At 67.4% G+C, this 22,711-nt stretch carries 18 protein-coding genes; 3 read left to right on the top strand and 15 right to left on the bottom strand.

Annotated elements, in window-relative coordinates:
- The first annotated feature begins 2 nt into the window (after window positions 1-2).
- Window positions 3-1,118: an ImmA/IrrE family metallo-endopeptidase gene (locus JL106_RS09270; protein WP_205260394.1), complete on the top strand. Its 1,116-nt coding sequence runs from the start codon at window positions 3-5 to the stop codon at window positions 1,116-1,118.
- A gap of 184 nt (window positions 1,119-1,302) precedes the next feature.
- Here the strand turns inward: JL106_RS09270 and JL106_RS09275 are convergent, their stop codons facing one another.
- The gene (locus JL106_RS09275; RefSeq protein WP_205260395.1) at window positions 1,303-1,545 is read right to left on the bottom strand and encodes a hypothetical protein; all 243 of its coding nucleotides are present in this window, start codon (window positions 1,543-1,545) and stop codon (window positions 1,303-1,305) included.
- Between the two features lie 105 nt (window positions 1,546-1,650).
- Here JL106_RS09275 and JL106_RS09280 point away from each other — a divergent pair, with 105 nt between their 5' ends.
- Complete coding sequence (locus JL106_RS09280) at window positions 1,651-3,240, top strand: Eco57I restriction-modification methylase domain-containing protein (protein ID WP_205260396.1); 1,590 nt, start codon at window positions 1,651-1,653, stop codon at window positions 3,238-3,240.
- Here JL106_RS09280 and JL106_RS09285 read toward each other — a convergent pair whose 3' ends face one another.
- Together JL106_RS09285 and JL106_RS22000 are read right to left on the bottom strand one after the other, a co-directional pair.
- Window positions 3,241-4,449, bottom strand: coding sequence for a phospholipase D family protein (locus tag JL106_RS09285; RefSeq protein ID WP_205260397.1), 1,209 nt, complete (start codon window positions 4,447-4,449; stop codon window positions 3,241-3,243).
- Window positions 4,450-5,034: 585 nt separating this feature from the next.
- Entirely contained in the window at window positions 5,035-5,946 is a 912-nt protein-coding gene (locus JL106_RS22000) for an HNH endonuclease (RefSeq protein ID WP_205260398.1), read from the bottom strand.
- Between the two features lie 445 nt (window positions 5,947-6,391).
- On the opposite strand from JL106_RS22000, the gene JL106_RS09295 reads away from it, so the two are divergent.
- A complete protein-coding gene (locus JL106_RS09295; RefSeq protein ID WP_205260399.1) occupies window positions 6,392-7,774 on the top strand; it encodes an NtaA/DmoA family FMN-dependent monooxygenase in 1,383 nt (460 codons plus the stop codon).
- A gap of 58 nt (window positions 7,775-7,832) precedes the next feature.
- Here JL106_RS09295 and JL106_RS09300 read toward each other — a convergent pair whose 3' ends face one another.
- From JL106_RS09300 to JL106_RS09355, 12 genes are all read right to left on the bottom strand, one after another.
- Window positions 7,833-8,228, bottom strand: coding sequence for a hypothetical protein (locus tag JL106_RS09300; protein ID WP_205260400.1), 396 nt, complete (start codon window positions 8,226-8,228; stop codon window positions 7,833-7,835).
- A gap of 18 nt (window positions 8,229-8,246) precedes the next feature.
- Window positions 8,247-8,780: a HutD/Ves family protein gene (locus JL106_RS09305; protein WP_205260401.1), complete on the bottom strand. Its 534-nt coding sequence runs from the start codon at window positions 8,778-8,780 to the stop codon at window positions 8,247-8,249.
- Window positions 8,781-8,870: 90 nt separating this feature from the next.
- Window positions 8,871-10,301: a formimidoylglutamate deiminase gene (locus JL106_RS09310; protein ID WP_205260402.1), complete on the bottom strand. Its 1,431-nt coding sequence runs from the start codon at window positions 10,299-10,301 to the stop codon at window positions 8,871-8,873.
- A gap of 58 nt (window positions 10,302-10,359) precedes the next feature.
- Window positions 10,360-11,703: an NtaA/DmoA family FMN-dependent monooxygenase gene (locus JL106_RS09315; protein ID WP_205260403.1), complete on the bottom strand. Its 1,344-nt coding sequence runs from the start codon at window positions 11,701-11,703 to the stop codon at window positions 10,360-10,362.
- 73 nt (window positions 11,704-11,776) lie between these two features.
- Window positions 11,777-12,979, bottom strand: a complete 1,203-nt coding sequence (hutI, locus tag JL106_RS09320; RefSeq protein ID WP_205260404.1) for an imidazolonepropionase — start codon at window positions 12,977-12,979, stop codon at window positions 11,777-11,779.
- Window positions 12,980-13,016: 37 nt separating this feature from the next.
- Window positions 13,017-14,210 carry an allantoate amidohydrolase gene (locus JL106_RS09325; RefSeq protein WP_205260405.1) on the bottom strand — a complete coding sequence of 398 codons (1,194 nt, stop codon included), beginning with the start codon at window positions 14,208-14,210 and terminating at the stop codon, window positions 13,017-13,019.
- Window positions 14,207-15,904, bottom strand: coding sequence for a urocanate hydratase (gene hutU / locus JL106_RS09330; protein ID WP_328841883.1), 1,698 nt, complete (start codon window positions 15,902-15,904; stop codon window positions 14,207-14,209). The genes JL106_RS09325 and hutU overlap by 4 nt, the downstream gene beginning before the upstream one ends.
- 127 nt (window positions 15,905-16,031) lie before the next feature.
- A complete protein-coding gene (locus JL106_RS09335) occupies window positions 16,032-17,375 on the bottom strand; it encodes an NtaA/DmoA family FMN-dependent monooxygenase (RefSeq protein ID WP_205260407.1) in 1,344 nt (447 codons plus the stop codon).
- 170 nt (window positions 17,376-17,545) lie between these two features.
- The gene (locus tag JL106_RS09340) at window positions 17,546-18,355 is read right to left on the bottom strand and encodes an ABC transporter ATP-binding protein (RefSeq protein ID WP_205260408.1); all 810 of its coding nucleotides are present in this window, start codon (window positions 18,353-18,355) and stop codon (window positions 17,546-17,548) included.
- The gene (locus JL106_RS09345) at window positions 18,348-20,204 is read right to left on the bottom strand and encodes a dipeptide/oligopeptide/nickel ABC transporter permease/ATP-binding protein (protein WP_205260409.1); all 1,857 of its coding nucleotides are present in this window, start codon (window positions 20,202-20,204) and stop codon (window positions 18,348-18,350) included. The genes JL106_RS09340 and JL106_RS09345 overlap by 8 nt, the downstream gene beginning before the upstream one ends.
- Entirely contained in the window at window positions 20,197-21,156 is a 960-nt protein-coding gene (locus JL106_RS09350) for an ABC transporter permease (protein WP_205260410.1), read from the bottom strand. The genes JL106_RS09345 and JL106_RS09350 overlap by 8 nt, the downstream gene beginning before the upstream one ends.
- 101 nt (window positions 21,157-21,257) lie before the next feature.
- Window positions 21,258-22,676 (bottom strand): ABC transporter substrate-binding protein, encoded by a 1,419-nt coding sequence (locus tag JL106_RS09355; RefSeq protein WP_205260411.1) that lies wholly within the window; start codon window positions 22,674-22,676, stop codon window positions 21,258-21,260.
- Window positions 22,677-22,711 lie beyond the last annotated feature (35 nt).

A 22,711-nucleotide genomic window follows, 5' to 3' on the forward strand; every position in this document is an offset into this window, starting at 1 on the left:
CGATGAGCAACACCTTCGTTCCCGCGCGCCTGGACATGGCGCGCGCCATTCGGCAGATGACGGCCACCGCTCTCGCGGCTGAGGTAGGGGTCACCTCGCCGTGGATCTCTCAAGTAGAGAACTTGAAACGAACGCCCAGCCCCGAGCTGATCCACGAGTTCGCGCGCGCCTTGGACCTACCAGTCGACTTCTTCTACCGCCCCGTCAAAGCACTGCCGCCCACGGATGCGTTCCACTTCCGGGCTACCTCACGGTTGGCGAAGAGGGATGAGCGGACCGCTCGATCGCTCTCTGCGCTGGCCATTGAACTATCGGATTGGATCGAAGCGACCTACCAAGCTCCCGCGCCGGCGGTTCCAGAGCTCCAGGACCTGCTCGATGCCGACGAGGTGCTTCCGGCTGAGCAGGCTGCGGAGGCGCTGCGCGGCGCGTGGGGGCTTGGTGTGGCGCCGATCAAGAACATGCTGCAGCTCCTCGAGTCCAAGGGTGCGAAGATTTACTCAGCCGGTGGGCCGCTCCAGGCGATCGATGCGTTCTCGTTCCGGCATGGGGCGACGCCGGTGATTTTCCTTAACGTGCATAAGTCTGCCGAGCGTCTGCGGTTCGACCTCGCCCACGAGGTGGGGCACTTGGTCATGCATGGCGGCTCGCTGAGTGTCGAGCCTGGAAAGGAGAAGGAGCAGGCCGCCAACGACTTCGCGTCAGCCTTTTTGATGCCACGCGCTGACGTCCTCGGCTCGATCCGGGGCAACCTCATGCTTGAGGACATCCTGATCCTCAAGCGACGGTGGCGCGTCAGTGCGATGGCGCTGAACCTTCGTTCTCACAGACTGGGCGTGATCTCTGACTGGACATACAGCACGCTGGCAAGACAGCTCTCCAGTGCAGGCTTCCGGCGTGGCGAGCCGGGCTCAAACCTGCTCCCCGAAAGCTCTAGCCTGCTCACGCAGGTAATGACAGACGTGCGCTCCCAGGGCAAAAGCTTCATTGACATTGCTCGCACACTCGACGTGCGCGCCCAGGACGTTCGCGACCTTATGCTTGGTCTAGTCACCTTTGCCATCGAGGGCGAAGCGCACAGGCGAACGCCGAGCCGAGCCAACCTCAGAGCGGTGTAGGTTGATACGCCTTTGTTGTCAGCAATTTGGCAGGTCAAACTTGTCAAAGTCGCTTAGGGGCGAGCCGAAAATGCGTGCGCCGGAACCCACGATCCGACGAGGTGCATCCTGGATTCGCGGGAGTGTCGGTGCCAGTGGGCATGCTGGCCGCGATGGTACGAACGACGACGGCCGTGGAATGCGGTCAGGGTTCCGGCGGTCGGCCGTGCCCTTCGCTGAGGATCTGTTGGATACGGCTGCGGCTCATCCCGAACGCCTCCTGCAGTTCCTTGATCGACGCGCCGGCGGCCCTGAGTTCGCGACAGCTGCCGTCGCGCCGCCCCAGCAGTTCGTCGCGCTCCGCCTCGTTCTCGCGCAGGCGATCGACGAGATCGACGGCCTGCTTCAGCAGGACCGCCTTCCGCTCGGCGCGCGCAACAACGGACATAGCAACGATCGTACAGTCGCATGTGCAAACGTGTATAGCATCCTAGACTTCGAAGTTCAGTTCCAAGTACACTAGTGCGATGTACTCGACCGTCAGGGACACTCCATGACCATCTTCGGAGCAAAGGCGATCCCGACGGACGAGAAGCTCCGCGGCGGCTACTACACCCCGGCCCCGATCGCCGCGTTCGTGGCCGAATGGGTCGGCGTTGCCGGCAACCGCCTCCTAGAGCCGTCCTGCGGGGATGGAAACATACTCGAGGCCCTGACCAGGCTGTCCGACGACGTCCACGGCGTCGAGCTGTTTCCCGACGAGGCAGCGATGGCCATGGCTCGGACCGGCGTGGACGTCGTCGTCGGAGACTTCTTCGAGTGGTTCGACGACGAGAAGCACGGTGTCTTCGACGGCGTGGCTGGCAACCCGCCCTACATCCGCTTTGGCAACTGGTCGGAGCCGACCCGGAGCGACGCTCTCGACTTCATGCGGTCGGTCGGGCTGAGTCCGAACAAGCTCACGAATGCCTGGGTGCCCTTCGTGGTGGCTTCGATGGTCGCCTGCCGCGAGGGCGGCCGCATCGGCCTGGTAATCCCGGCCGAGCTGATGCAGGTCGGGTACGCGGCCGAACTGCGGCGGTACCTCATCGACAATTGCGCCGAAGTGAACGTTGTCACCTTCAAGCGACTCGTGTTCCCCGGCATCCTGCAGGAGGTGGTCCTCCTGCTGGCCGTAAAGGGAAGCGGGCCGGCCCGCATCCAGGTGGTGGAGATCGACGACGCGGCCTCGTTGGGCGATCTCGAGATCGGGACCGCGCACGTGCGCGCACCGCTCCACGAGAAGGAGAAGTGGACCAAGTACTTCCTTGAGCCCGAGCGGGTGACGGCTGTCCGAGCGCTGCGCGCCGACGCGCGGCTGCGTCCGATGGCGGCGTTCGCGTCGGTGGACGTCGGCGTTGTGACCGGACGGAACTCGTTCTTCGTGATGACGCCGGACGAGGCCGACGAGCACCGAGTGAGCAACTTGACAATCCCGCTGGTCGCTCGGTCTGCCCAGCTGAGCGGCATCGTTTACACGGACCAGGATCATCGCACTGCGGTGGGCAGGACGGCGCTGCTGGACGCGCGGGGAGTTCACCTGGGCAAGCACATCGGGCTGCGCGAGTACGTGTCGCTGGGCGAATCCCAGGGTGTGCACAGCGGGTACAAGTGCCGCATCCGGAAAGAGTGGTGGGTCGTGCCGTCGATCTGGGAGGCCGACGCCTTCATGTTCCGTCAGATCCACACGCACCCGCGGGTCGTCGCCAACGAGACGACGGCGACAAGCACCGACACCGTTCATCGAATGCGGATGGTCGATGGCGTCAGCGCGGCACGCTTGGCCACGGCCTCCTTCAACTCGATTACCTTCGCGATGAGCGAGGTCGTCGGGCGAAGCTACGGAGGCGGCATTCTCGAGCTCGAACCCAGCGAGGCCGAGGAACTCCGCGTTCCCGACCCGGAACTCGTGACCGACGACCTAGTCCAGAAGGTTGACGAGCTCGTCCGTGCGAAACGTATCGAGGATGCTCTTGACGCCGTCGATCGGGCCGTCCTCATTGACGGTCTCGACTTCACGCTGCAGGAGGTCTCGATTGCGCGAGAGGTTTGGGCCACGCTGCGCGATCGGCGAAACGGGCGAGCCAAGAGCAGGGTGGTCTGACTACGCGATAGTGAGCCAGAACGTGCCGTCGTTGTCGAGCGTGATGTCGAGGTGCTTGCGCGCGATATTGGTCTGCCGGAGGATGGAGCCGATGGGCTCGATGTGCAGCTCGGCCGTGTAGTTGTTCTGGCCTGCCTGCCGGCTCGAACCGTTGGTCACCTCGAAGTCGAGGATGCCGTGGTAAACACCGTCGATGGTGACGTTCATCGGCACCGTGGCCACTTCTATCGGCTGGCCGGTCCTGGCGGAAGTCGGCACCCACGTCTGCTGCCCGAACAGGTCGTTGCGGAAGTACGTGGTCTGATCGATCTCGCCCTTGTAGTCGCCCTGCACCAGTGTGATCGCCCCTCGCTGGTTGCCCGTCTTCTTACGCTGTGCGTCCGAGTCGGACAGCTTCTTGCCCCAGTGCTTCGCGGCAGCCAGCTTCGACGGTGGAGCCGGCGTCACCGGTGGGATCGCAGGCGTATCGGCAGTGGTGTCATTGGTGGGCTGAGTTGCTCGTAGTGCAGCAGTCTGGGCCAGAGAGTGCCGCACTGGCGGTGCAGCGACGAGCGGCTTGAGGGAATGCGAGGGCGTCGTGCCTGTGCCGTCGGACTCGACAGGTCGCACGGTCCGCGGCGGACGGGGCGGCGGGACGACACCGAGCACCCTCGCCTCCACGAGCGCGTCGAGGTCAGCGTCGTCGACGACGTCGTAAAGGCCCGGCCGCTTCGTGGAGAACCAGACGTCGATCGCTGCGGAGATCGACTCGAGCACGTCCGTCGGATCCCCCTTCCGGTCATCGAGGATGACCCCGGCCTCGACGTGCAAGGACGTCGTGCCGGGCACCGTGAGATTCGCCGAGCCGACATACGCGGTCGATGATCCGTCGAATCTCTGGATGTGAAATACCTTCGGATGGAAGAAGCCCGACTGGAAGCTGACGACCCCGACGCGCAGTCCATCGCGCGGGTGACCGACAACGGCGAGCAGGTCGGCCACAGCGCTGCGGCGAGTCTGCCCGTCGTTCGATCCGATGAGCAACCGTGTGTGCCCGTCCGTTCGTCTGAGAGCCGTCAGTGCATCTTCGAAGTACCCGAGCATCTGCGATCCGAAGAAGCCTGTCTGCACTCGTAGAGCCGTCAAGGGCGCAACTCCGATCAGCTCGCTGCCCAACCACGTGCCAAGGGCGTCTTGCGGGTTGCGAGACCCGGAATCGATGTACCGCATGCGCTCATCCTATGGGCGCGCGTTTTGCGGTACGGCATGCGGTCCGGAGCCGGACGACCCGCCGGAGTGTTGATCTGAAGGGTCTTGGCGCCCCATGGCACGGTATCTGGGCCGGCGAGAAGCCGGCGGATGGTGGCGGCCTCGGGCAGGCTTCGAGTGAGCGTTCGTTCCAGCAAAGGGCGGCGGATGACGATGGCCGCGGCGGATTGAGCCTGATCCAGATCCGCCGGGCATCTCGCCGGTGTCGCTCGGCGAGCGGGCGACAAAGCACATCTTGCCGGCTAGCTTGGCGGGTACTTCACGAGCCACGTGCGTCTCGCGGCTCGTTGTGGGGCCCGCCGGTTGTGGCAATGCTCGGCAGGGTTAGCGGCATTGGCGCGGCACGGACCCACGTGTGCCACCGTGGCAGTTGAGTGCTGTGTCAGTATCGCATATCGGCGAGTACGGCGAGCGGGATCAAGCTGAAGGGGACGACACGCCCCAATCGTCCCCGGAATGCCGTAACATTTCCGCTGTCGCTGCGGAGCGCGCCGACACCGTCGTTTACCTGGCCTGGCCCGGCGGGACCAATTCGGGGAGGTGCAATCAGGCTGCCAGAAAGCCTTCGTATCGTTCCAATAGCCTGTCGGTGTCTGGTCGCTCCCGTTTCGACACTGGTAACTTCATAAGGCGACGCCCGTGATGGTCTTGAAGTCCGTGCCTCAACATTGGGCCATCGATCTCACCGAGCAGGCGGTGGTGGATCTGGACCGTGTAGTCCGGTCGGATGCCTAGAATATTTCGGTCATAAGCCGCGTGGTGGAGTTTGCGAAGCGCCAGCGCATTGGTGATGACCGCGTCGCCATTCGGCTGTGAGTCCGGAATAATGTGGGCTGCGTCCAGTAGTTCACGGTGGTTAAGGGAGCAGACGGCGCAACGAGTCTGATAGGCAACCATTACCTGGCTGGCGAATACCTGCTGGTGCAGGCGGCGGTGAGTCATCGTTACTAGGTACTGGCGGAGTGCTGCCTCGACCCGACTTCCCGGCTGGAACTGTCGCTGTTCCTCGGTGAGCGCCATGATGAATTGAGCTTCATCGGGTTCTTCGCCGACGAGATAGACGGCAAAGATTGCCTGATATATGCTGGGACGGATTCCATAGAACCAAGTGAGCGGCACCTGCTGCAGCATGGCGGACCGTAGCCCCTCGTTCTCCGCCGCTCCGCGCTCGTCTCTCCGAAGTTTGTAGCGGTGCAGGCCGTCGGCACCCTTCGAGTCGTCATACGGGCGCGACGGCGTCCCCTTGGGTGCCGGGGTGAGGATGCTCAGCGCCGCGGACCATCCCCGAGGCTTTCGAATCCCGCGGCCGGCGTCCACCAATGGAAAGCGCGCCTCGTGAATATGAAAGTCGTCCCGCAACTGACTGCGAGTCACGGTGAGCGTGCCGTCCAAGGTTACCTTGTTCAACCAGTCAAGGGCGGCCGCTCGCACATGCGCCTCGGGAATCGCATCGTCCACGAAATGAGCGTGGATCTGAGAGCGTCCGCGGGCAATCACTACGCCTCCCCGGCGTGTCGGTTCAGGTAGCGCCGTTCCGGTCGCGGCTGGCACCTCCGCCGCTCAGCCGTGCAAGTGCCATAATGAATACGTGCAAGTCGTGCGAAGTTCGTTGACCGACACGATTCGTTCGCTGTCGGCCGATCCGCATGCTCTGGCCACGTCTGGTCGTCAGGTTCGCCTGACCCGACGGCGGACGGTCGACTTCGCGCTCGTCTGCAGCGCCCTTTGTCGCCCGTACAGCTGCTGACCGTCCCTTCGTCGCACCGCCGCTGACCTCCGGTTCGAGCTCCGCTGACACCCGTCACTGCGCCAGCTGAAGCCAGTTTGCCATCCCGTACGTCCGTCCTGCTCGCCAGCTCCTCACCTTGCACGGACGCCGCGCTGATCACCGAGAAGGAATTTCATGCCACGAACGAGTGCGACCGGCCGTCAGCTCAAGCTCGGCGCCGTCCTCTACGGCACCGGCGGTCCCGGTGACGACGCCAGCTGGCGCAGCCCGGAGATCCCTGGGGACGCCAGCGTCGACATCGACTGGTACATCAAGCTGGCCAAGCAGGCCGAGGCGGCCAAGTTCGACCTGATGTTCATCGTGGACAGCCAGTTCATCACCCCGAACTCGCCGCCCCACTACCTCAACCGGCTCGAGCCGCTAACCCTGCTGTCCGCGGTCGCGGTGAAGACCACCCACATCGGCCTGGTCGGCACCCTCACCACGTCCTACAACACGCCGTTCAACCTGGCCCGGCGGCTGGCGTCGCTGGACCTGATCAGCCACGGCCGGGCCGGCTGGAACGTCGTCGCTACCGGCGACGGCGGCACCGCGGCGAACTACAGCCTGCCCGAGCACTACGACTACGAGACCCGGTACGCCCGCGCGCTGGAGAGCGTCAAGGTCATCCAGGGCCTGTGGAACTCCTACGAGGACGATGCCTTCCCGCGGGACCGGGAGACCGGCCAGTTCGTGGACCCGAGCCGCCAGCACCGGCTCGACCACAAGGGCCAGTTCTTCCAGGTCCGGGGTCCGCTGAACATCGAGCGGTCCAAGCAGGGCCAGCCGGTGATCTTCCAGGCCGGCGACTCCGAGGGCGGCCGGGATCTCGGCGCGGCCGTCGGCGAGGGGATCTTCACCTTCGCGCCGACCATCGAGGCCGGGGTGGCCTTCGCGCAGGACATGCGGGCGCGCGCCGCGGCGAAGGGGCGCAACCCCGACCACCTGCTGATCCTGCCGCAGGTCAGGACGTGGATCGCCGACACCGAGGCCGAGGCGGTCGAGCAGGAGCGCTACGAGCGGCTGGGCCGAGACTTCTCCAAGACGCAGGCCCAGTTCGGCCGGCCGTTCGAGTGGCACGACTTCAGCCAGTACGACCTCGATGCGCCGTTCCCCGAGCTGGGCTCCCTGGGTGACCGCAGCTTCAAGACCCAGGCGGACCGGATCAAGGCAGTGGCCAAGGAGCGGAACCTCACCCTGCGGCAGACCGTCGAGTTCTTCTCGGACCAGTTCAAGTCGCCGTTCATCGGCACGCCGCTGGCCGTGGCCAACCGGATCCAGGAGTGGTTCGAGGCCGGCGCGTTCGACGGGGTCAACCTGCACGTGACCGTGCCGAGCGACTTCACCCGGTTCACCGACGAGGTGCTGCCGATCCTGCGGGAGCGGGGCGTGGTGCGCTCCGAGTACGAGGCCGACACCCTGCGCGGCAACCTCGGGCTGCCGATCCCGGAGAACCACTGGACGCAGGCCCGGCGGGCCACCGAGGAGGTGCAGTCGGGACTGCTCGAGACGTCCTGACTCCATGCACACGAGAAGGGGCGGGTCGCTCGTGCGGCCCGCCCCTTCGTCGATCAGGTCAGCTGGTGTGATCGAAGATCACGTGCTTGGCGATCGAGACCTCGGTGAGCCCATCGAGCGGCTCCACGAAGCCGCGGGCGGCAGCGATCGCGTGGTTGACGTCGTCGGCGATGCGTGGCTCTGCACGTACGTAGTCGTGTGGGTGACGGGGGAGAAGCTCGACGCCAGCGGGCCGTGATTGTGCAGCCAGGTCGTGTCGGTCTCCCCGGGCGTCAGACCCATCCCACCGCTCGAGCAAGGACGCGCACGTGATGGCGTCGAGCCTGATCAGGTACTGGTCCGAGTGGTCGAAGAACGTGAGTTCGTCGGCGGCCAGCTGGCTGGGGGTCTCTCGCACTGGATTCGACGGATCACGGTCCGGCCGGTGGCGGCGCGAGCGGGCGCCGACGCGCACCAGGGGGCGCTTCAGCAGTCATGCCAGGCACTCGGCGACCGCGTCAAGCTTGATGTCCAGGATGTGAGCATCGCCGGCGGTCGCGGGTGAGGGGGCCAGGATGGCGTCCAGCGGACCGATGGTTGCGTCGCCGACCAGCACCGATCCGCTGAGCACCACGAGCGCCGAGCAGGGCGGTACCGGTCCGTGCACCCGCACCGTGCGCACGTCCGCCCGGTACCTGGTCGGGTCGGTCATCACGTTGATCGCGCGGGTCGGGCCGTCGAGCAGCCTGACGGCAGCGGCAGCAGCGCCGCTGAAACGGATCGGTGTCGCCTCGGGCACGACGAACGCCCGGGAGTCGATCGTCAGCTCGACCGGGGGACCCACCACGGTGAACACCCGATCGATGTCCGGGAAGCTCGAGAACGGCCCGTCACGCAGCAGCTCCGCAACGCTCAGCCGCAACCCGACATCGGCCCCACCGCCGACCGGCAGCAGCCGCCGGGTCGTGCCGCCACCGTTGCGCCACGGCTCCGGCCTGGTGTCGGCGATCCGCCTGATGGTGTGCATCGCGCCCTCAGCACTGGTCGGTCGGTCGACCGGCGCCCGCCCGCCCGCACCGGGGACCGACCGCCGTGGCGCTCGCCCGGACGTCGGCGGTCATCGTGACGAGGCCGACGAACGCCCGGTGGGGGTGACTGCTCTCCCCGACGACCGCACATCCGTGCCGAGGAGCTCCGAGGTCAGAGCCTCGAGGCGTGCGGCGGAGTCCGGCACGGTGAGATGCCGCCGGTCGGCCACCACCTGTCGCCCGGCGATCACGACATCGGTGACGTCCGCTGCGCCCGCGGCGAAGACGGCGGTCTCGACCCGGGGGCCGCCTCCTGCGGTGCGCACGGATCCAAGATCGATGGCGACGAGATCGGCCAGCTGCCCGGGGCGCAGCGATCCCGCGTCCGTCCAGCCCAGGGCACGGTGACCGTCGGCGGTGGCGCTGGTGAGCATCCGGGCCGCCGGGATGATCCCGCGACGTTCCAACCGGAGTCGCTCGTGCAGTTCCACCGCGCGCGCCTCCTCGAACAGGTCGATCACCGCGTGGCTGTCCGATCCGAGACTGAAGGTGCATCCGGGGTCGGCGAGGAGATCGCTGGCCGGTCCGATGCCGTCGCCGAGATCGCGCTCGGTCGTCGGGCACCAGCAGACGCCGGTCCCACTGGCGTGCAGGTCCGCGACATCGGCGGCGGTGACATGGGTCGCGTGGACCGCGGTGGTCCTGGGACCCAGCACACCGAAATCGCGCAGCAACGCCGTCGGCGTGCACCCGTGCACCGCAAGGCACTGCTCCACCTCGGCGATCTGCTCCGACGAGTGCACGTGCAGCGGCGCACCTGCGGCCTCGGCCCAGCGCACCACTGGTCCCAGGTGACCGGTCGGGACTCCGCGAACCGAGTGCACCGCGGCGGCGACGAGCACGTCCGGACGATGTGCCAAGGTGGCCGCCAACGACTCCACCCGTTCGGCCCAGGCCTCGCCCGAACCGTCGCCGAAGCGGCGTTGCTGATCGTTCAGGGGCGAGCCGTCGACCGCCGAGGACAGGTAGCAGGTGTCGAGCATGGTGAGTCTGATTCCGGCCCTGGCTGAGCCTTCGGCCACGGCGACACCCATGACGTTCGGTTCGACGTACCTGCTTCCGCCGACGTCGTGATGCAGATAGTGGAACTCACCGACGACGGTGATGCCCGCCAGCGCCATCTCGGCGTAGACCGCGGCGGCCAGCTCGATGTACTGATCCGGCGAAATTCGCTGCGCCACCGCGTACATGACGTCGCGCCAGCTCCAGAAGCTGCCGTGGCCGCGTTGGGTGTGGGACCGGAGCAGACGGTGGAACAGGTGCGAGTGCGCGTTGGCCAGGCCGGGAACGACCAGTCCGCGCAGCACCGAAGCCTCGACGGGACACGGCACGTCGTCGAGAACCTCGGTGATCCGCCCGCCACGCGCGGTCACCAGCACCCCGGCTCGGACGTCGTCCCCACCGAGCCACGCGTGTTCGCACCACCACGACCGATGGTCCCGGCCGCTGGTCCTGCTCACCGGCGGCCGCCCGTCGCCGCGCGACGGTCGGTGACCGTCCCCGCCGACCGCCACCGCCTCACCGCGCCGACAGGCCGTCGGCCAGGGACCGCGATGTCGGCACCGGCAGACCCAGGTGATCGCGGAGCGTGGTGCCCCGGTACTCGGTGCGATACATCTCGCGTCGCTGGAGCTCTGGAATGACCAGGTCGACGAAGCTCTGCAGTCCGCCCGGCTCGACGTGGACGATGAACCCGTCGGCCGCCCCTCCGGTCACCCATTCCTCCATCACGTCCACCACCGTGGTCGCGGTTCCGTGGACGGTCCGCCCGGAGCCGTACCAGCGCGCGAGTTCCCGCAGGGTCGGGTTCTCCGCGTCGATCTTGGCGACGATCTGCTGGAAGAACTGAGAGTGGTACTTGGCGGAGGCAGGGATCAGATCGCGCGGGATCGGCGCGTCCAACGGCAGCCCGCGGACATCCACCTCCAGGTCGACCGCCATGGCCAGCGCCGAGGTCTCGTCGTCGGCCAGGCCGCGCATCCGTTCGACATCTTCCTGCGCCTGCGCTGCGGTCTCGGCGACCACCACGGTGATGGACGGCAGCAGCTTGATGCCCTCCGGGTCCCGACCCACGGCGACCATCCGGCTCCGGACGTCCTCGTTGTAGGCCCGCCCCTCACTCACCGTCTTGGCCCCGCTGAACACGACCTCCGCGGACTCGGCCGCGAGCTGGCGGCCGTCCGGGCTGCCACCGGCCTGGATGATCACCGGCTTGCCCTGCGGCCCTCGCTCGATGTTCAAGCCACCGCCCAGGACTTGGACGTGCTCGCCCTGGAACCACACCGGGTGCAGCTTGTCCGGCGAGTAGTAGGTGCCCTCGGCCTTGTCGTAGACGAAGGCGTCCTCGTCCCAGGTCTCCCAGAACGCGTCGACGGCCTTGAGGAACTCCCGTGCTCGGTCGTACCGGGAGCCGTGGGCCAGCAGATCCTGCTGGCCGAAGTTGAGCGAGATGAAGGCGTTCGCGGAGGTCACCGCGTTCCAGGCCGATCGGCCGTTGGAGATGTGATCGAGCGACTGGAAGAACCGCGCGATGTGGTACGGCTCGTAGTAGGTGGTGGTCGCGGTCCCGCCCAGACCGATCCGTTCGGTTCTGGTCGCGACCGCGGCCAGTGCGGTGATCGGCTCCAACGCGTTGTGGAAGAACGGCCGTCGGCTCCACAGCTCCGGTGGGTCCGTCCGCAGCCCGGAGGAATCGGCCAGGAAGTACAGGTCGAACAGGCCTCGCTCGGCCAGCTGCGCCTCCTGGACGTAGGCGCTGATCTGCGTCGCGCCGGCCGGGTCGGCCGCCGGATGACGCCACGCGGTACCGCCCGCGCAGATGGTCGAGATCAAGCCCAGATGGATCTGCTGTCGATTCGTCATGCCGCCTTGTCCCTTCGTGCTGACGTGGTGCGCGTGATGGCACCGATCTGTTGGCGAACTGCCTGATGCCCGGCTATGCCGCGCCGGCGGTGAAGGTCGACCCGTCGCCCTCCGGTCGTGGCTCGACGACCTGCCGGCCGGCCCGCCACACCGCCCAGGTCATCGGCACCCCGGGCCGGTAGGCCAGATGCGCCACGCTCGGCGCGTCCAGCACCTGCAGGTCGGGCCGCGCGCCGACGGCGATCGTGCCCGCCGGAGAGCTCGACGCGGCGCCGAGCGCGAGCGCACCGCCGCGGGTCGCGGCGAACACGGCCTGCTCGACCGTGAGCTGCATCTGCAGCACGGCGGTCGCGACGCAGAACGGCATGGAGGTGGTGAATGAACTGCCCGGATTGCAGTTGGACGCCAGCGCGACCGCGCCGCCGGCGTCCAGGATCCGGCGAGCCGGGCCGAACGGCTCACGGGTCGAGAGATCACACGCGGGCAGGAACACCGCGATGGTGTTCGAGGCGGCGATCGAGTCGATGTCCCGATCATCGAGGTGGTTGCAGTGATCGACGCTGAGCGCCCCCATCTCGACGGCCAGCCCGACCCCGCCGCTGGGTCCCAGCTGATTGCCGTGCACATGCAGGTCGAGGCCGGCGTCGGCGCCGGCCTGCAGCACCTCCCGACTTTCCTCGACCGAGAAGGCCCCCTCCTCACAGAACACATCGACCGCATGGACGTACGGGCGGACCGCCTGCAGCATCGGCCCGGTGACCAGGTCGACGTACTCCCGGCGATCCGACCCGGCCGGGACGACGTGCGCGCCGAGGTACGTCACGCGATCGGCCACCGCTGCCGCGACCTGGGCGCAACGTCGCTCGGTGTCGATGTCGAGCCCGTATCCGGTCTTGGTCTCCAAGAAGGTGGTGCCCTGGAGCTCGGCCTCCCGCCGCAGGCGTGTCGCGTGTGCGCGCAGCTCGCGCTCGCTCGCCGCCCGGGTGGCAGCCACCGTCTGCCCGATGCCGCCCGCCGAGTACCGCCGGCCGGCCATCCGGGCCTCGAACTCGGCCGCGCGCGAACCCTGGAAGACCAGGTGGGTGTGCGCGTCCACCCAACCGGGCAGCACGGCGCGACCCGCGACGTCGACCATGGTGTCCGCGGCCGGCGCACGATCGGCGGGACCGACCCACAGGATGCTGCGCTCGTCGAAGACCACGGCCGCGTCGCGGAGGCGGCCGAGGTCCGGGTCGTTGGTGGTGAGCTCGCCCACGCCGGTCAGGAGCACCGTCACGAGAGCCGCCGCTGACTCGGGCCGGGGTGCATGGTGCTCACCGGAGCAGATCTCTCAGCGCCGTCTCCAACGCCGCCACCCCCGCCGCGCAGTCCGCCGCTTCCGCGAACTCCCCAGGCGCGTGGGAGATCCCACTCGGATTGCGGACGAACACCATCGCGGTCGGCAACGACTCGGACAACACGCCGGCATCGTGGCCCGCACCGGTCGGCAGTATCGGGACGTCACCGAGGACGCCCGCGACCCGTGCCGCGAGGTCAGGATCGAACGTCACTGCGCCTGACCAGGATTCCTGCCGGAACGACGTGGCGCCGACCTCGGCGGCGATCTCGGCGACCATCGAGCGGACCTCGACATCGGTCGCCGATCGCACGTCGACCCACAGCCGCACCTCCGACGGGATCACGTTGGTGCCACCGGGAACCACGCTCATCCGGCCGACGGTGGCCCGCCCGTCCGAGGTCGCTCCGGCGACTCGTTGCACGGCCAGCACCGCCTGGGCCGCGGCGATCATGGGATCGTCACGATCGGACATCGGTGTGGTCCCGGCGTGGTTGCCCTGGCCGTGGAACGACAGCGCCCATCGGCCGTGGGCGAGGATCCCGGAGGCAACACCCACCGCGCTGCCCTGGTCGACCAGCCCGCGGCCTTGCTCGATGTGCAGCTCGATGAACTGTTCGATCCAGCCGACGCGCTCCGGATCGGGTCCCAGGCCGTCGGTGTCGAATCCGCACCTGCGTCCGGCCTGCTCCAACGTGACGTCGTCACCGTCGATGAGCGCTCGAGCGCGGGCCGGGTCGACGGAACCCGTCATCAGCCTCGACCCCAGGCAGGCGATACCGAAGCGAGCACCTTCCTCCTCGGCGAAGGCCACCACCGCGACCGGGCGCTCGGGTCGAACGCCGGACCGCCGGAGCCGCCCGACCGCCTCGAGTGCGCTCACCACGCCCAACGGGCCGTCGAAGGCCCCGCCGCCGGGCACGCTGTCCAGGTGGCTGCCGGTCACCAGCGCGCCCGGGCCGGGCTGTCCCCACCAGGCCCAGAGGTTGCCGTTGCGGTCCTGCTCGACGTCCAGGCCGAGCGCCGTGGCTCGGGCCCGGAACCACTCCCGCAGCTCGAGTTCGGCGTCGTCCCACAGATGACGGGAGTAGCCGCCCCGGTCTCGATCCCGGCCGACCTCGGCCAGGTCGTCGAGATCGGCCAGCGCGTCCAGGGCACCGGGTGGGGTCATCGGCCGTCCAGCATCGGGATCTGCAGTCCACGCTCCCGCGCGACAGCGGCGGCGCGTTCGTATCCGGCGTCGACGTGTCGCATCACCCCGGAGCCCGGATCGTTGGTCAGCACCCGCTCGATCTTCTGCGCGGCCAGCGTCGTCCCATCGGCGACCACCACCTGCCCAGCGTGGATGCTCCGTCCGATGCCCACGCCGCCCCCGTGATGCAGCGACACCCACGTCGCGCCGGAGGCGGTGTTCAGCAGGGCGTTGAGCACAGGCCAGTCCGCGATCGCGTCGGAACCATCAGCCATACCCTCGGTCTCGCGGTACGGTGAGGCGACCGAACCCGAATCCAGGTGGTCTCGACCGATGACGATCGGCGCTCGGAGCAGCCCTTGGGCCACCATCTCGTTGAACTTCAGACCGGCCACGTGGCGCTCCTTGTAGCCCAACCAGCAGATCCGTGCGGGCAGGCCCTCGAACTGCACGCTCGATCCTGCCTGCTCGATCCACCGTCGCAGCGCGGTGTTCTCGGGGAAGAGCTCCACGACGGCTCGATCGGTCGCCCGGATGTCCGCCGGGTCGCCGGACAGCGCCACCCATCGGAACGGTCCCTTGCCCTCCTCGAACAGCGGCCTGATGTAGGCGGGCACGAACCCGGGGATGTCGAACGCCCGTTTGCACCCACCCACCGCCGCTTCGGCCCGCAACGAGTTGCCGTAGTCGAACACCTCGGCGCCGCGGTCCAGGAATCCCACCATCGCGGCGACCTGCTTGGCCATCGACTCCCGGGCCAGTGCGGTGAACTTGGTGGGGTCCTGCTCGGCGAGCTGGCGCCAGTCGTCCACCGACACCCCTTCGGGCAGGTACGCCAGGGGATCGTGAGCGCTGGTCTGATCGGTCACGATGTCGACCTGCAGGTTGCGCTCGAGGATCTCGGCGAACACGGTCGCGGCGTTGCCCACCAGACCCACCGACAACGGCTTGCGCTCGGACTGCGCCGTCGTGACGAGCGAGATCGCCTCGTCCAGGTCGACGGCCACCATGTCGAGGTACCTGTGCTCGACACGACGCCGCAGTCGCGATTCGTCGACATCGACGATGAGCACGACCCCTTCGTTCATGGTCACCGCGAGCGGCTGGGCTCCGCCCATGCCACCCGCTCCGCCGGTCAAGGTCAACGTGCCCGCCAGGGAACCGCCGAAACGCTTGACGGCGATCGCCGCGAACGTCTCGTAGGTACCCTGCAGGATGCCCTGGGTGCCGATGTAGATCCACGATCCGGCCGTCATCTGGCCGTACATCGTCAGACCCAGTGCCTCGAGGCGACGGAACTCCGGCCACGACGCCCAATCTCCCACCAGATTGGAATTGGCGATGAGCACCCGCGGTGCCCATTCATGAGTGGTGAAGACGCCCACCGGCTTCCCGGACTGCACCAGCAGCGTCTCATTGGATTCCAACACCCGCAGGGCGGCCGCGATGGCGTCGAACGACTCCCAGTTCCTGGCCGCTCGCCCACTGCCGCCGTAGACGACCAGATCCTCCGGGCGTTCAGCGACCTCCGGGTCCAGGTTGTTCATCAGCATGCGGAGCGGCGCTTCGGTCTGCCAGGACTTCGCGCTCAACGCGGTGCCGCGCGCGGCTCGGACGACCCGGGGTCCTGATGCCGCCTCAGCAGTGGTTGCAGGGTGGATGACTGGATTCACCGGTTCATCTGAACATGATCCGGAACGCGCCGAACTGGTGCTCGCAGACGAACAGTCTGCGTCGTCAGACACGCTGAGCCGCCCTTCATCGGGCCTCGTCTCCGTCGGGTCGGAACCTGGGTGCATGTCACATTCCTGCCCCGGCGGCGACCACAGTCGGCGAACTGGGCGTCGGCAATCCCAAGTGGCCGCGCAGCGTGCTGGCCTGGTACTCGGTCCGGTAGAGGCCTCGCCGCTGCAGTTCCGGAACGACCTTGTCGACGAACTCGGTGGGACCGGCCGGCAGGTCGAAGGTCAACATGAAGCCGTCGGCCGCGCCCGCGGTGAACCATTCCTCCATCAGATCCGCCAGATCGGACGCGGTGCCACGGTGTGTCGCCGACTCCACCCACCAGCGCGCCAGATCGCGCAGCGTCGGGGATTCCGCCTTGATCTTCGCCACGATCTGATCGAAGAAGTGGGTGTGGAACCTGGCCGAGGTGGGCAGGATGTCGAGTGGAACCGGCCGGTCCAACGGGAGCGCTCGCAGATCGACCTCGAGGTCGACCGCCATCCGCAGGACCGCGGTCTCGTCGTCGAGCAGCGCGCAGATCGCCCGGTACTTGTCCTCGGCCTCGTCGGCGGAATCCGCGACCACCACACGGAATCCCGGAAGGATGCTCATCGTCTCCGGATCCCGCCCGGAAGCGGACATCCGGGACTTGACATCGGTGTTGTACGCGACACCCTCGGCCACCGACCGGGCCGAGCTGAAGATCAGATCCGCTGATTCGGCGGCCAGCTGGCGCCCGGCGCTCGAGCCGCCGGCCTGGATGATGACCGGCTTGCCCTGAGGGGCGCGGGCGATGTTCAACCCACCCCCGAGCACGTTGACGTGATCGCCGCGGTAGGTCACCGGGTGCAGCCCCTGCGGGTCGTAGTAGAGCCCGGACTCCTTGTCGAATCGGAACGCGTCGTCGTCCCAGGTGTCCCACAGCGCGTTGACCGCCTCCATGACCTCCCGGGCGCGGACGTACCGCGAGCCGTGGTCGGGCAACTCGATCTCACCGAAGTTGAGGGAGATGAATGCGTTCGCCGAGGTGACCACGTTCCAGGCGGCCCGGCCCGCCGAGATGTGATCGAGCGAGCTGAACAGGCGAGCGATGTGGTACGGCTGGTAGTAGCTGGTGGTGGCGGTTCCGCCGAGCCCGATCCTGGAGGTGGACATCGCGATGGCGGCCAACGCGGTCGCCGGCTCCAGCACATTGTGGAAGTACGGTGTCCGGCTCCACAGCTCAGGGGGATCGTTGCGCAGTCCCGAGGAGTCGGCCAAGAAGAACAGGTCGAACAGGCCGCGCTCGGCTTCCGCCGCCTGGTGGCTGAACGACCGCAGTTGGGCTGCCGCCCCAGGTGTCGACGTCGGGTGCCGCCAGACGGCCCCTTCGGTCCTGCTCGCCAGCAGCGCCAGGTGCATCTGTCGCGGGTGTGCCATGGTCGTCCTTCCGAGTCGTCCGCCGGACCCCGGTTGGCGGGGACCGGTCGAGGTGATGGTGCTGGTTCGGTCGGCGGCGGCCTGGCGCCGACGACGTGTGCTCAGGTGACTTGCCCGACCCAGCCGGGCCGGGCGTCCGTCCGGGGCGCCCGCACCTCACTGGGTATCAATCAGAAGGACGGGATGAGACGGGCATCCAGCAGCTTGCGGGTGTAGTCGTGGTTCGGGTGGTCGAAGACGTCCGCAACGGTCCCGCGTTCCACGACGCGGCCCGACTGCATCACGCAGATCTGGTCGGAGATCGCGGCCACCGTGTCCAGGTCGTGAGAGATGAACAGGTAGCTCAGGCCGAGCTGCTCTTGCAGTGACCGCATCAGGACCAGGATCTGGGCCTGGAGCGACGCATCCAGCGCGGAGAGCGCCTCGTCCGCGACGATGAGTTTCGGGCCCAGTGAAATGGCGCGGGCGAATGCGACGCGCTGCTTCTGCCCTCCGCTGAGTTCGTCCGGCAGGACGGTGAGGAAGCTGCGGGCCGGGGTGAGACCCACGATCTCCAGGAGCTCCTCGACTCGACGCGTGGCCTGCTCACGCTCGACCACACCGTTGATCACCATGCCGGTGCCGATGCTGCTGAGGACCGACTTGCGCGGGTTCAACGAGGAGCCCGGGTCCTGGAAGACCACTTGGACCTCGCGGCGGAACTGGGACCGCTCGCGCTTGCTGAGACGATGCAGCTGCTGTCCTCGGAACATGACGCTGCCCGAAGTCAGTCGTTGCAGACCGAGCACGACGCGCCCCAGAGTGCTTTTTCCGGAACCACTCTCGCCGACGATACTCACTGTCTGGCGATGGCCGACCTCGAGCGAGACCGAGTCCAGCGCGGTCATCCGCCCGCCGCGCCCGCGGCTGCCCGGGTACACCACAACGGCATCCGACAGCGCCATGATGGCGAGGTCCTTCGTCGGGTCGTGCTCAATCATTGGCGACGGCTCCCTCGTGCAGGTGGCGTCCAGGGCGGGATTCGAGCAGATGACGGGTGTAGGCGTGCGTCGGCCGGGTGAACACATCCGAGGTGGGTCCGCCCTCGACGAACCGGCCCTGGTTCATCACGTACACCCGGTCGCAGACGGTCGCCACCAGGGCCAGGTCGTGCGAGATCAGCAGGACGCCGAAGTGCTGCTCCGTCCGCAGGCGCTGGAGCAGCCGCAGGATGTTCGCCTGTACCGTCGCGTCGAGCGCGGTGGTGGGCTCGTCCGCGATCAGCAGCACCGGTTCGGTGGCCAGCGCCATCGCGATCATCACCCGCTGCCGTTGCCCACCGGACATCTCGTGGGGGAAGCGGCGGCTGTGCGTCGGGTCCAGCTCCACCCTGGTCAGGAGCTCGGCCACTCGCTCGGACCGCGTCTGGGTGTCCAACCCACCCGGCAAGGCCTCCTCGAGCTGGCGACCGATGGTCATGGTCGGGTTCAGGAATGCGAGCGGGTCCTGGAAGACCATTGCGATGTGACCGCGACGAGCCCGTCGCAGCGCATCGTCGCGGAGGGAGCTGAGCTCCACGTCACCGATGCGAACCGATCCCTCGAGCGTCTCGATGTCGGCGATGGGCAACAGGTGCGCAATCACCCTGGCCAGCGAGGACTTGCCGGACCCGGACTCACCCACGACACCGACGATCTCGCCGCGCTCGACGTGCAGCGACACGTGGTCCACGGCCGTCACGGTCCGGCCGGTGGCTCGCATGCGCAGGACGATGTCGCGGGCGCACAGCGCCGCGTCCGGGCCCATGGTGGCGCGTCCGCTCGTGGCCTCGATCGCTGTCGACGACCCGGTCGATGCGACGGTCGGGCCGACGGCAGGGGAGCGACGCGCCCGGCGGACCAGCGACAGGAACTTCACCGCGCGGGGATTGAACGCGTCGTTGAGTGCATCCGAAGCCAGTGTGAAGGTGATGACGACCAGCAGGATGGCCACACCGGGCAGGATGCTGGCCATCGGTGCGATCTCCAGGTAGGGCTGGGCGGCGTTGATCATCTGACCCCAGCTGGGATTGTTGAGATCGCCGATGCCCAGGTACGCCAGCACGGCCTGCGCGAGGATGGCTTCGCCGACGCTCATCGCACCCTGGACGAGCATGGGGGGGAAGGCGTTCGGCAGGATCTCGGAGAAGACGATCCGCGCGTTCGAGTACCCGGCGACCCGTGCCGCGGAGACGAACTCACGCTCCCGCAGGGTCAGCACCTGGGCGCGGATGATGCGCGCCTCAGAGGTCCAGCTGGTGAGTCCGATGATGAGGATGATCGTGACGAGGTCGGCGCGGAACAGCGCGGCGACGACGATCGCGATGATGATGCCGGGCACGATCTGCATCAGTTCGGTGACCCGCATCAGCACGCCGTCGACCACCCCGCCGAAGTAGCCGGCAGCGGATCCGACCACCGTCCCCACCGCGACCGCGATCGCGGCGGCCAGCAGCCCGACCATGAGAGAGGACTGCGCCCCGTACACCAGGTTCGACAGCACATCGCGTCCCAGATGGTCGGTGCCGAACGTGAATTCCGACCCGAACGGGGCCAGGTTCGGACCGACGACCTTGATCGGGTCGTACGGGGCCAGCAGCGGCGCGGCGAGCGCCGTGATCACCAGGACAGCCAGCAGGATGGAGGCGGTCATGCCCTTCGGAGACCGCAGGAATCGGCGGAGCACCCCGTGCTCGGCGCGCCGAGGCACCGGCTCGGCTCCCGGCGGCGTCGGGCCCAGGTTGCCGATCGCAACGTTCATCTGCGCCACTTCGTCGTTCGTCGCCCGGCCGGCGCTGTCGGTCTCAGGCATTGCGGATCCTCGGGTCGGCGACGCTGTAGACGAGATCGGTGATGAGGTTGGCGGCCACGACGGAGATCGCGATCACCATCACGATGGCCAGCAGGACCTGGTTCTCCCGTTGCCCGATCGACCGGTACAGCAGTGAACCCATGCCGGGCCAGTTGAACACTGTCTCGATGAGAATTGATCCGGCGATGGCCCGGCCGAATCGGCCGCCGATCACCGTGATGGCCGGAAGGCTTGCGTTGCGGAGTACGTGCCGGATCCCGATCTGGCGCTGGGTCAGGCCCTTCATCTGTGCCGTCGTCACGTAGTCGAGTCCGATCACCTCCAGAGTGGAGGCGCGGGTGACCCTGGCGACCGCGCCGAACTCGATGATCACCAGCGCGGCCAACGGCAGGACCAGATGCCACAGGACATCTGACACGCTGCCGGCGTCGGCACCCCGCATGGATTGCATGCCGCTGTTGGGGAACCATCCCAGTTGGATGGAGAACATGATGACCAGCATCTGAGCGACCCAGAAGCTGGGCAGTGCCAGCGAAATCAGAACGGACGTACTGATCACGTCATCGGTCCGCCGCGACCGGCTGAAGCCGGCCATCAGGCCGAACAACAGGCCCAGCGCGGAGCTGATGAGCAGTGCGGGTACGACCAGGATCAGCGTGCCGCCCAGACGACTCCACACCAGGTCGGCCACATCGGAGCCATTGGCGTACGAGTACCCGAAATCGAAGGTGATCGCGCGCAGGAAGTACGTCCACAGTTGCTCGCCCAGTGGACGATCCAGGCCGTACAGTGCCTCGAGCTGCTGCCGGTACTCGTCGGGTACCGGGAATTCGCCGATGATCGAGTCGACAGGACTTCCCGGGGCTGCGCGGAGCAGGAAGAAGAGCACGATCGGGACGGCCAGCAGCAGTGGTACGGCGTACACGGCTCGTCTGAACAGCATGGTCAGCATGTCGTCGACCTTCTTCTCTGCAACTGCCTTCTCTGCACCTGCGGGGTTCACGGGATCTGCCCGCTCACCGCGGCGCGGGCCGCGGTGAGCGGGTCGGCTGGTCAGCTCTCGGTGAACGACACCGTGCCGAAGTTCGGCCAGTTGGCGGAGGTGGAGCTGAGCTCCTCCACACCGTGCAGATTGGACCGCCATGCCCGCTGCAGCTGGGGATTGACCATGACCAGATACGGGACGTCTTCCATGATCACGCTGGTGGCATCGGTGATCGCGGAGTCGTACTCCTCAGTGGTCGTCGCGGCCAAGAGATCGGCCAGCGCCGCGTCGAGCTCGGGGCTGCAGTACTGCGACATGTTGCCGTACTGGACGCCCACACTGCCACAGCTGTACTGCCGGTTGAGGATGAACGCCGGATCCGCGTCGAAATAGGTCGTGTGGAACAGGTCGAAGTCGAAATCGGTGAAGACGACCGTGGGGATCGACGCATTGTCGACAGCCTCGATGCTGACTTCGACCCCGACCTCGGCCAGCTGCGATCGCAGCAGCTCTCCCACCGACAGGGACTGCTCGTTCCCGGCGAACGTCTTGTAGACGATGCTGAACCGCGGACTGTTTCCGGACTGCGCGTACCCGGCGGCGTCCAACGCCGCCTTCGCGGCCTCGACGTCGTACGGATAGCTTGACGTGTAGGTGATGTCGGGGTCGTAGCGGCCGACGAAGGATGGCGCGATCGGGCCCTCGCCGATCTGCCCGGCCCCGCTCCAGGCGCTCTGCAGGATCTGGTCGCGATCGATGGCCTGCACCAGCGCTCGTCGGACGCCAGGATCGGCCGTCGGGCCGTCGACGGTGTTGAACGCCAACATCGCCTGGGTCGGGAAGACACCCGCGGACGGCCCGACGACCACCTCGTCATCGCCGGCCACCAGTGTCATGGCAGTGTCGGGGAACCAGGGGGTGTAGTCGATCTCGCCGGTCCGGAGCGCGTTGACCACCGCGGTGGTGTCGCTGAACAACGCGATGGTCACGCCGTCCAGGGCGGGCGCGCCGTCCCAGTAGTCCTCGTTGCGGACGTAACTGATCGACTCGCCCTTGGCCCAGGAGTCGAACTTGAACGGTCCGGTGCCGATCGGGGCCAGGTTGGCCTCGCTCGTGGTGATGTCGGTGCCTCGGTAGACGTGTGCCGGCAGGATCCGCACGACGGCTTCCGACAGCACCGTCGGCAGCACCGATGACGGTTCGGACAGGACGATCTCGACGGTGTGGTCATCGAGCGCGGTGATCGACGTGGCGTTGGCCAGCGCCAACTTGGCGTTGGCCAGGTTCGCCACCCCGTCGGTCAACGTCCAGACGACATCCTCGGCGGTGAACGGCTCACCGTCATGCCAGACCACGTCCGGTCGGAGGTGGTAGGTGTGGGTCAGTCCGTCCGACGAGGACTCCCACGATTCCGCCAGTCGGGGCTGCGGCACGAAGTCCGCGTCGAGATAGGTCAGCCCCTGCGCCCAGAGCGCCGACGCCGCCAACGTCTGCTGATTGGTCGTCAGCAGCGGGTTGAGCG

This window comes from Nakamurella leprariae (genome assembly GCF_016918035.1).
Classification (GTDB): domain Bacteria; phylum Actinomycetota; class Actinomycetes; order Mycobacteriales; family Nakamurellaceae; genus Nakamurella; species Nakamurella leprariae.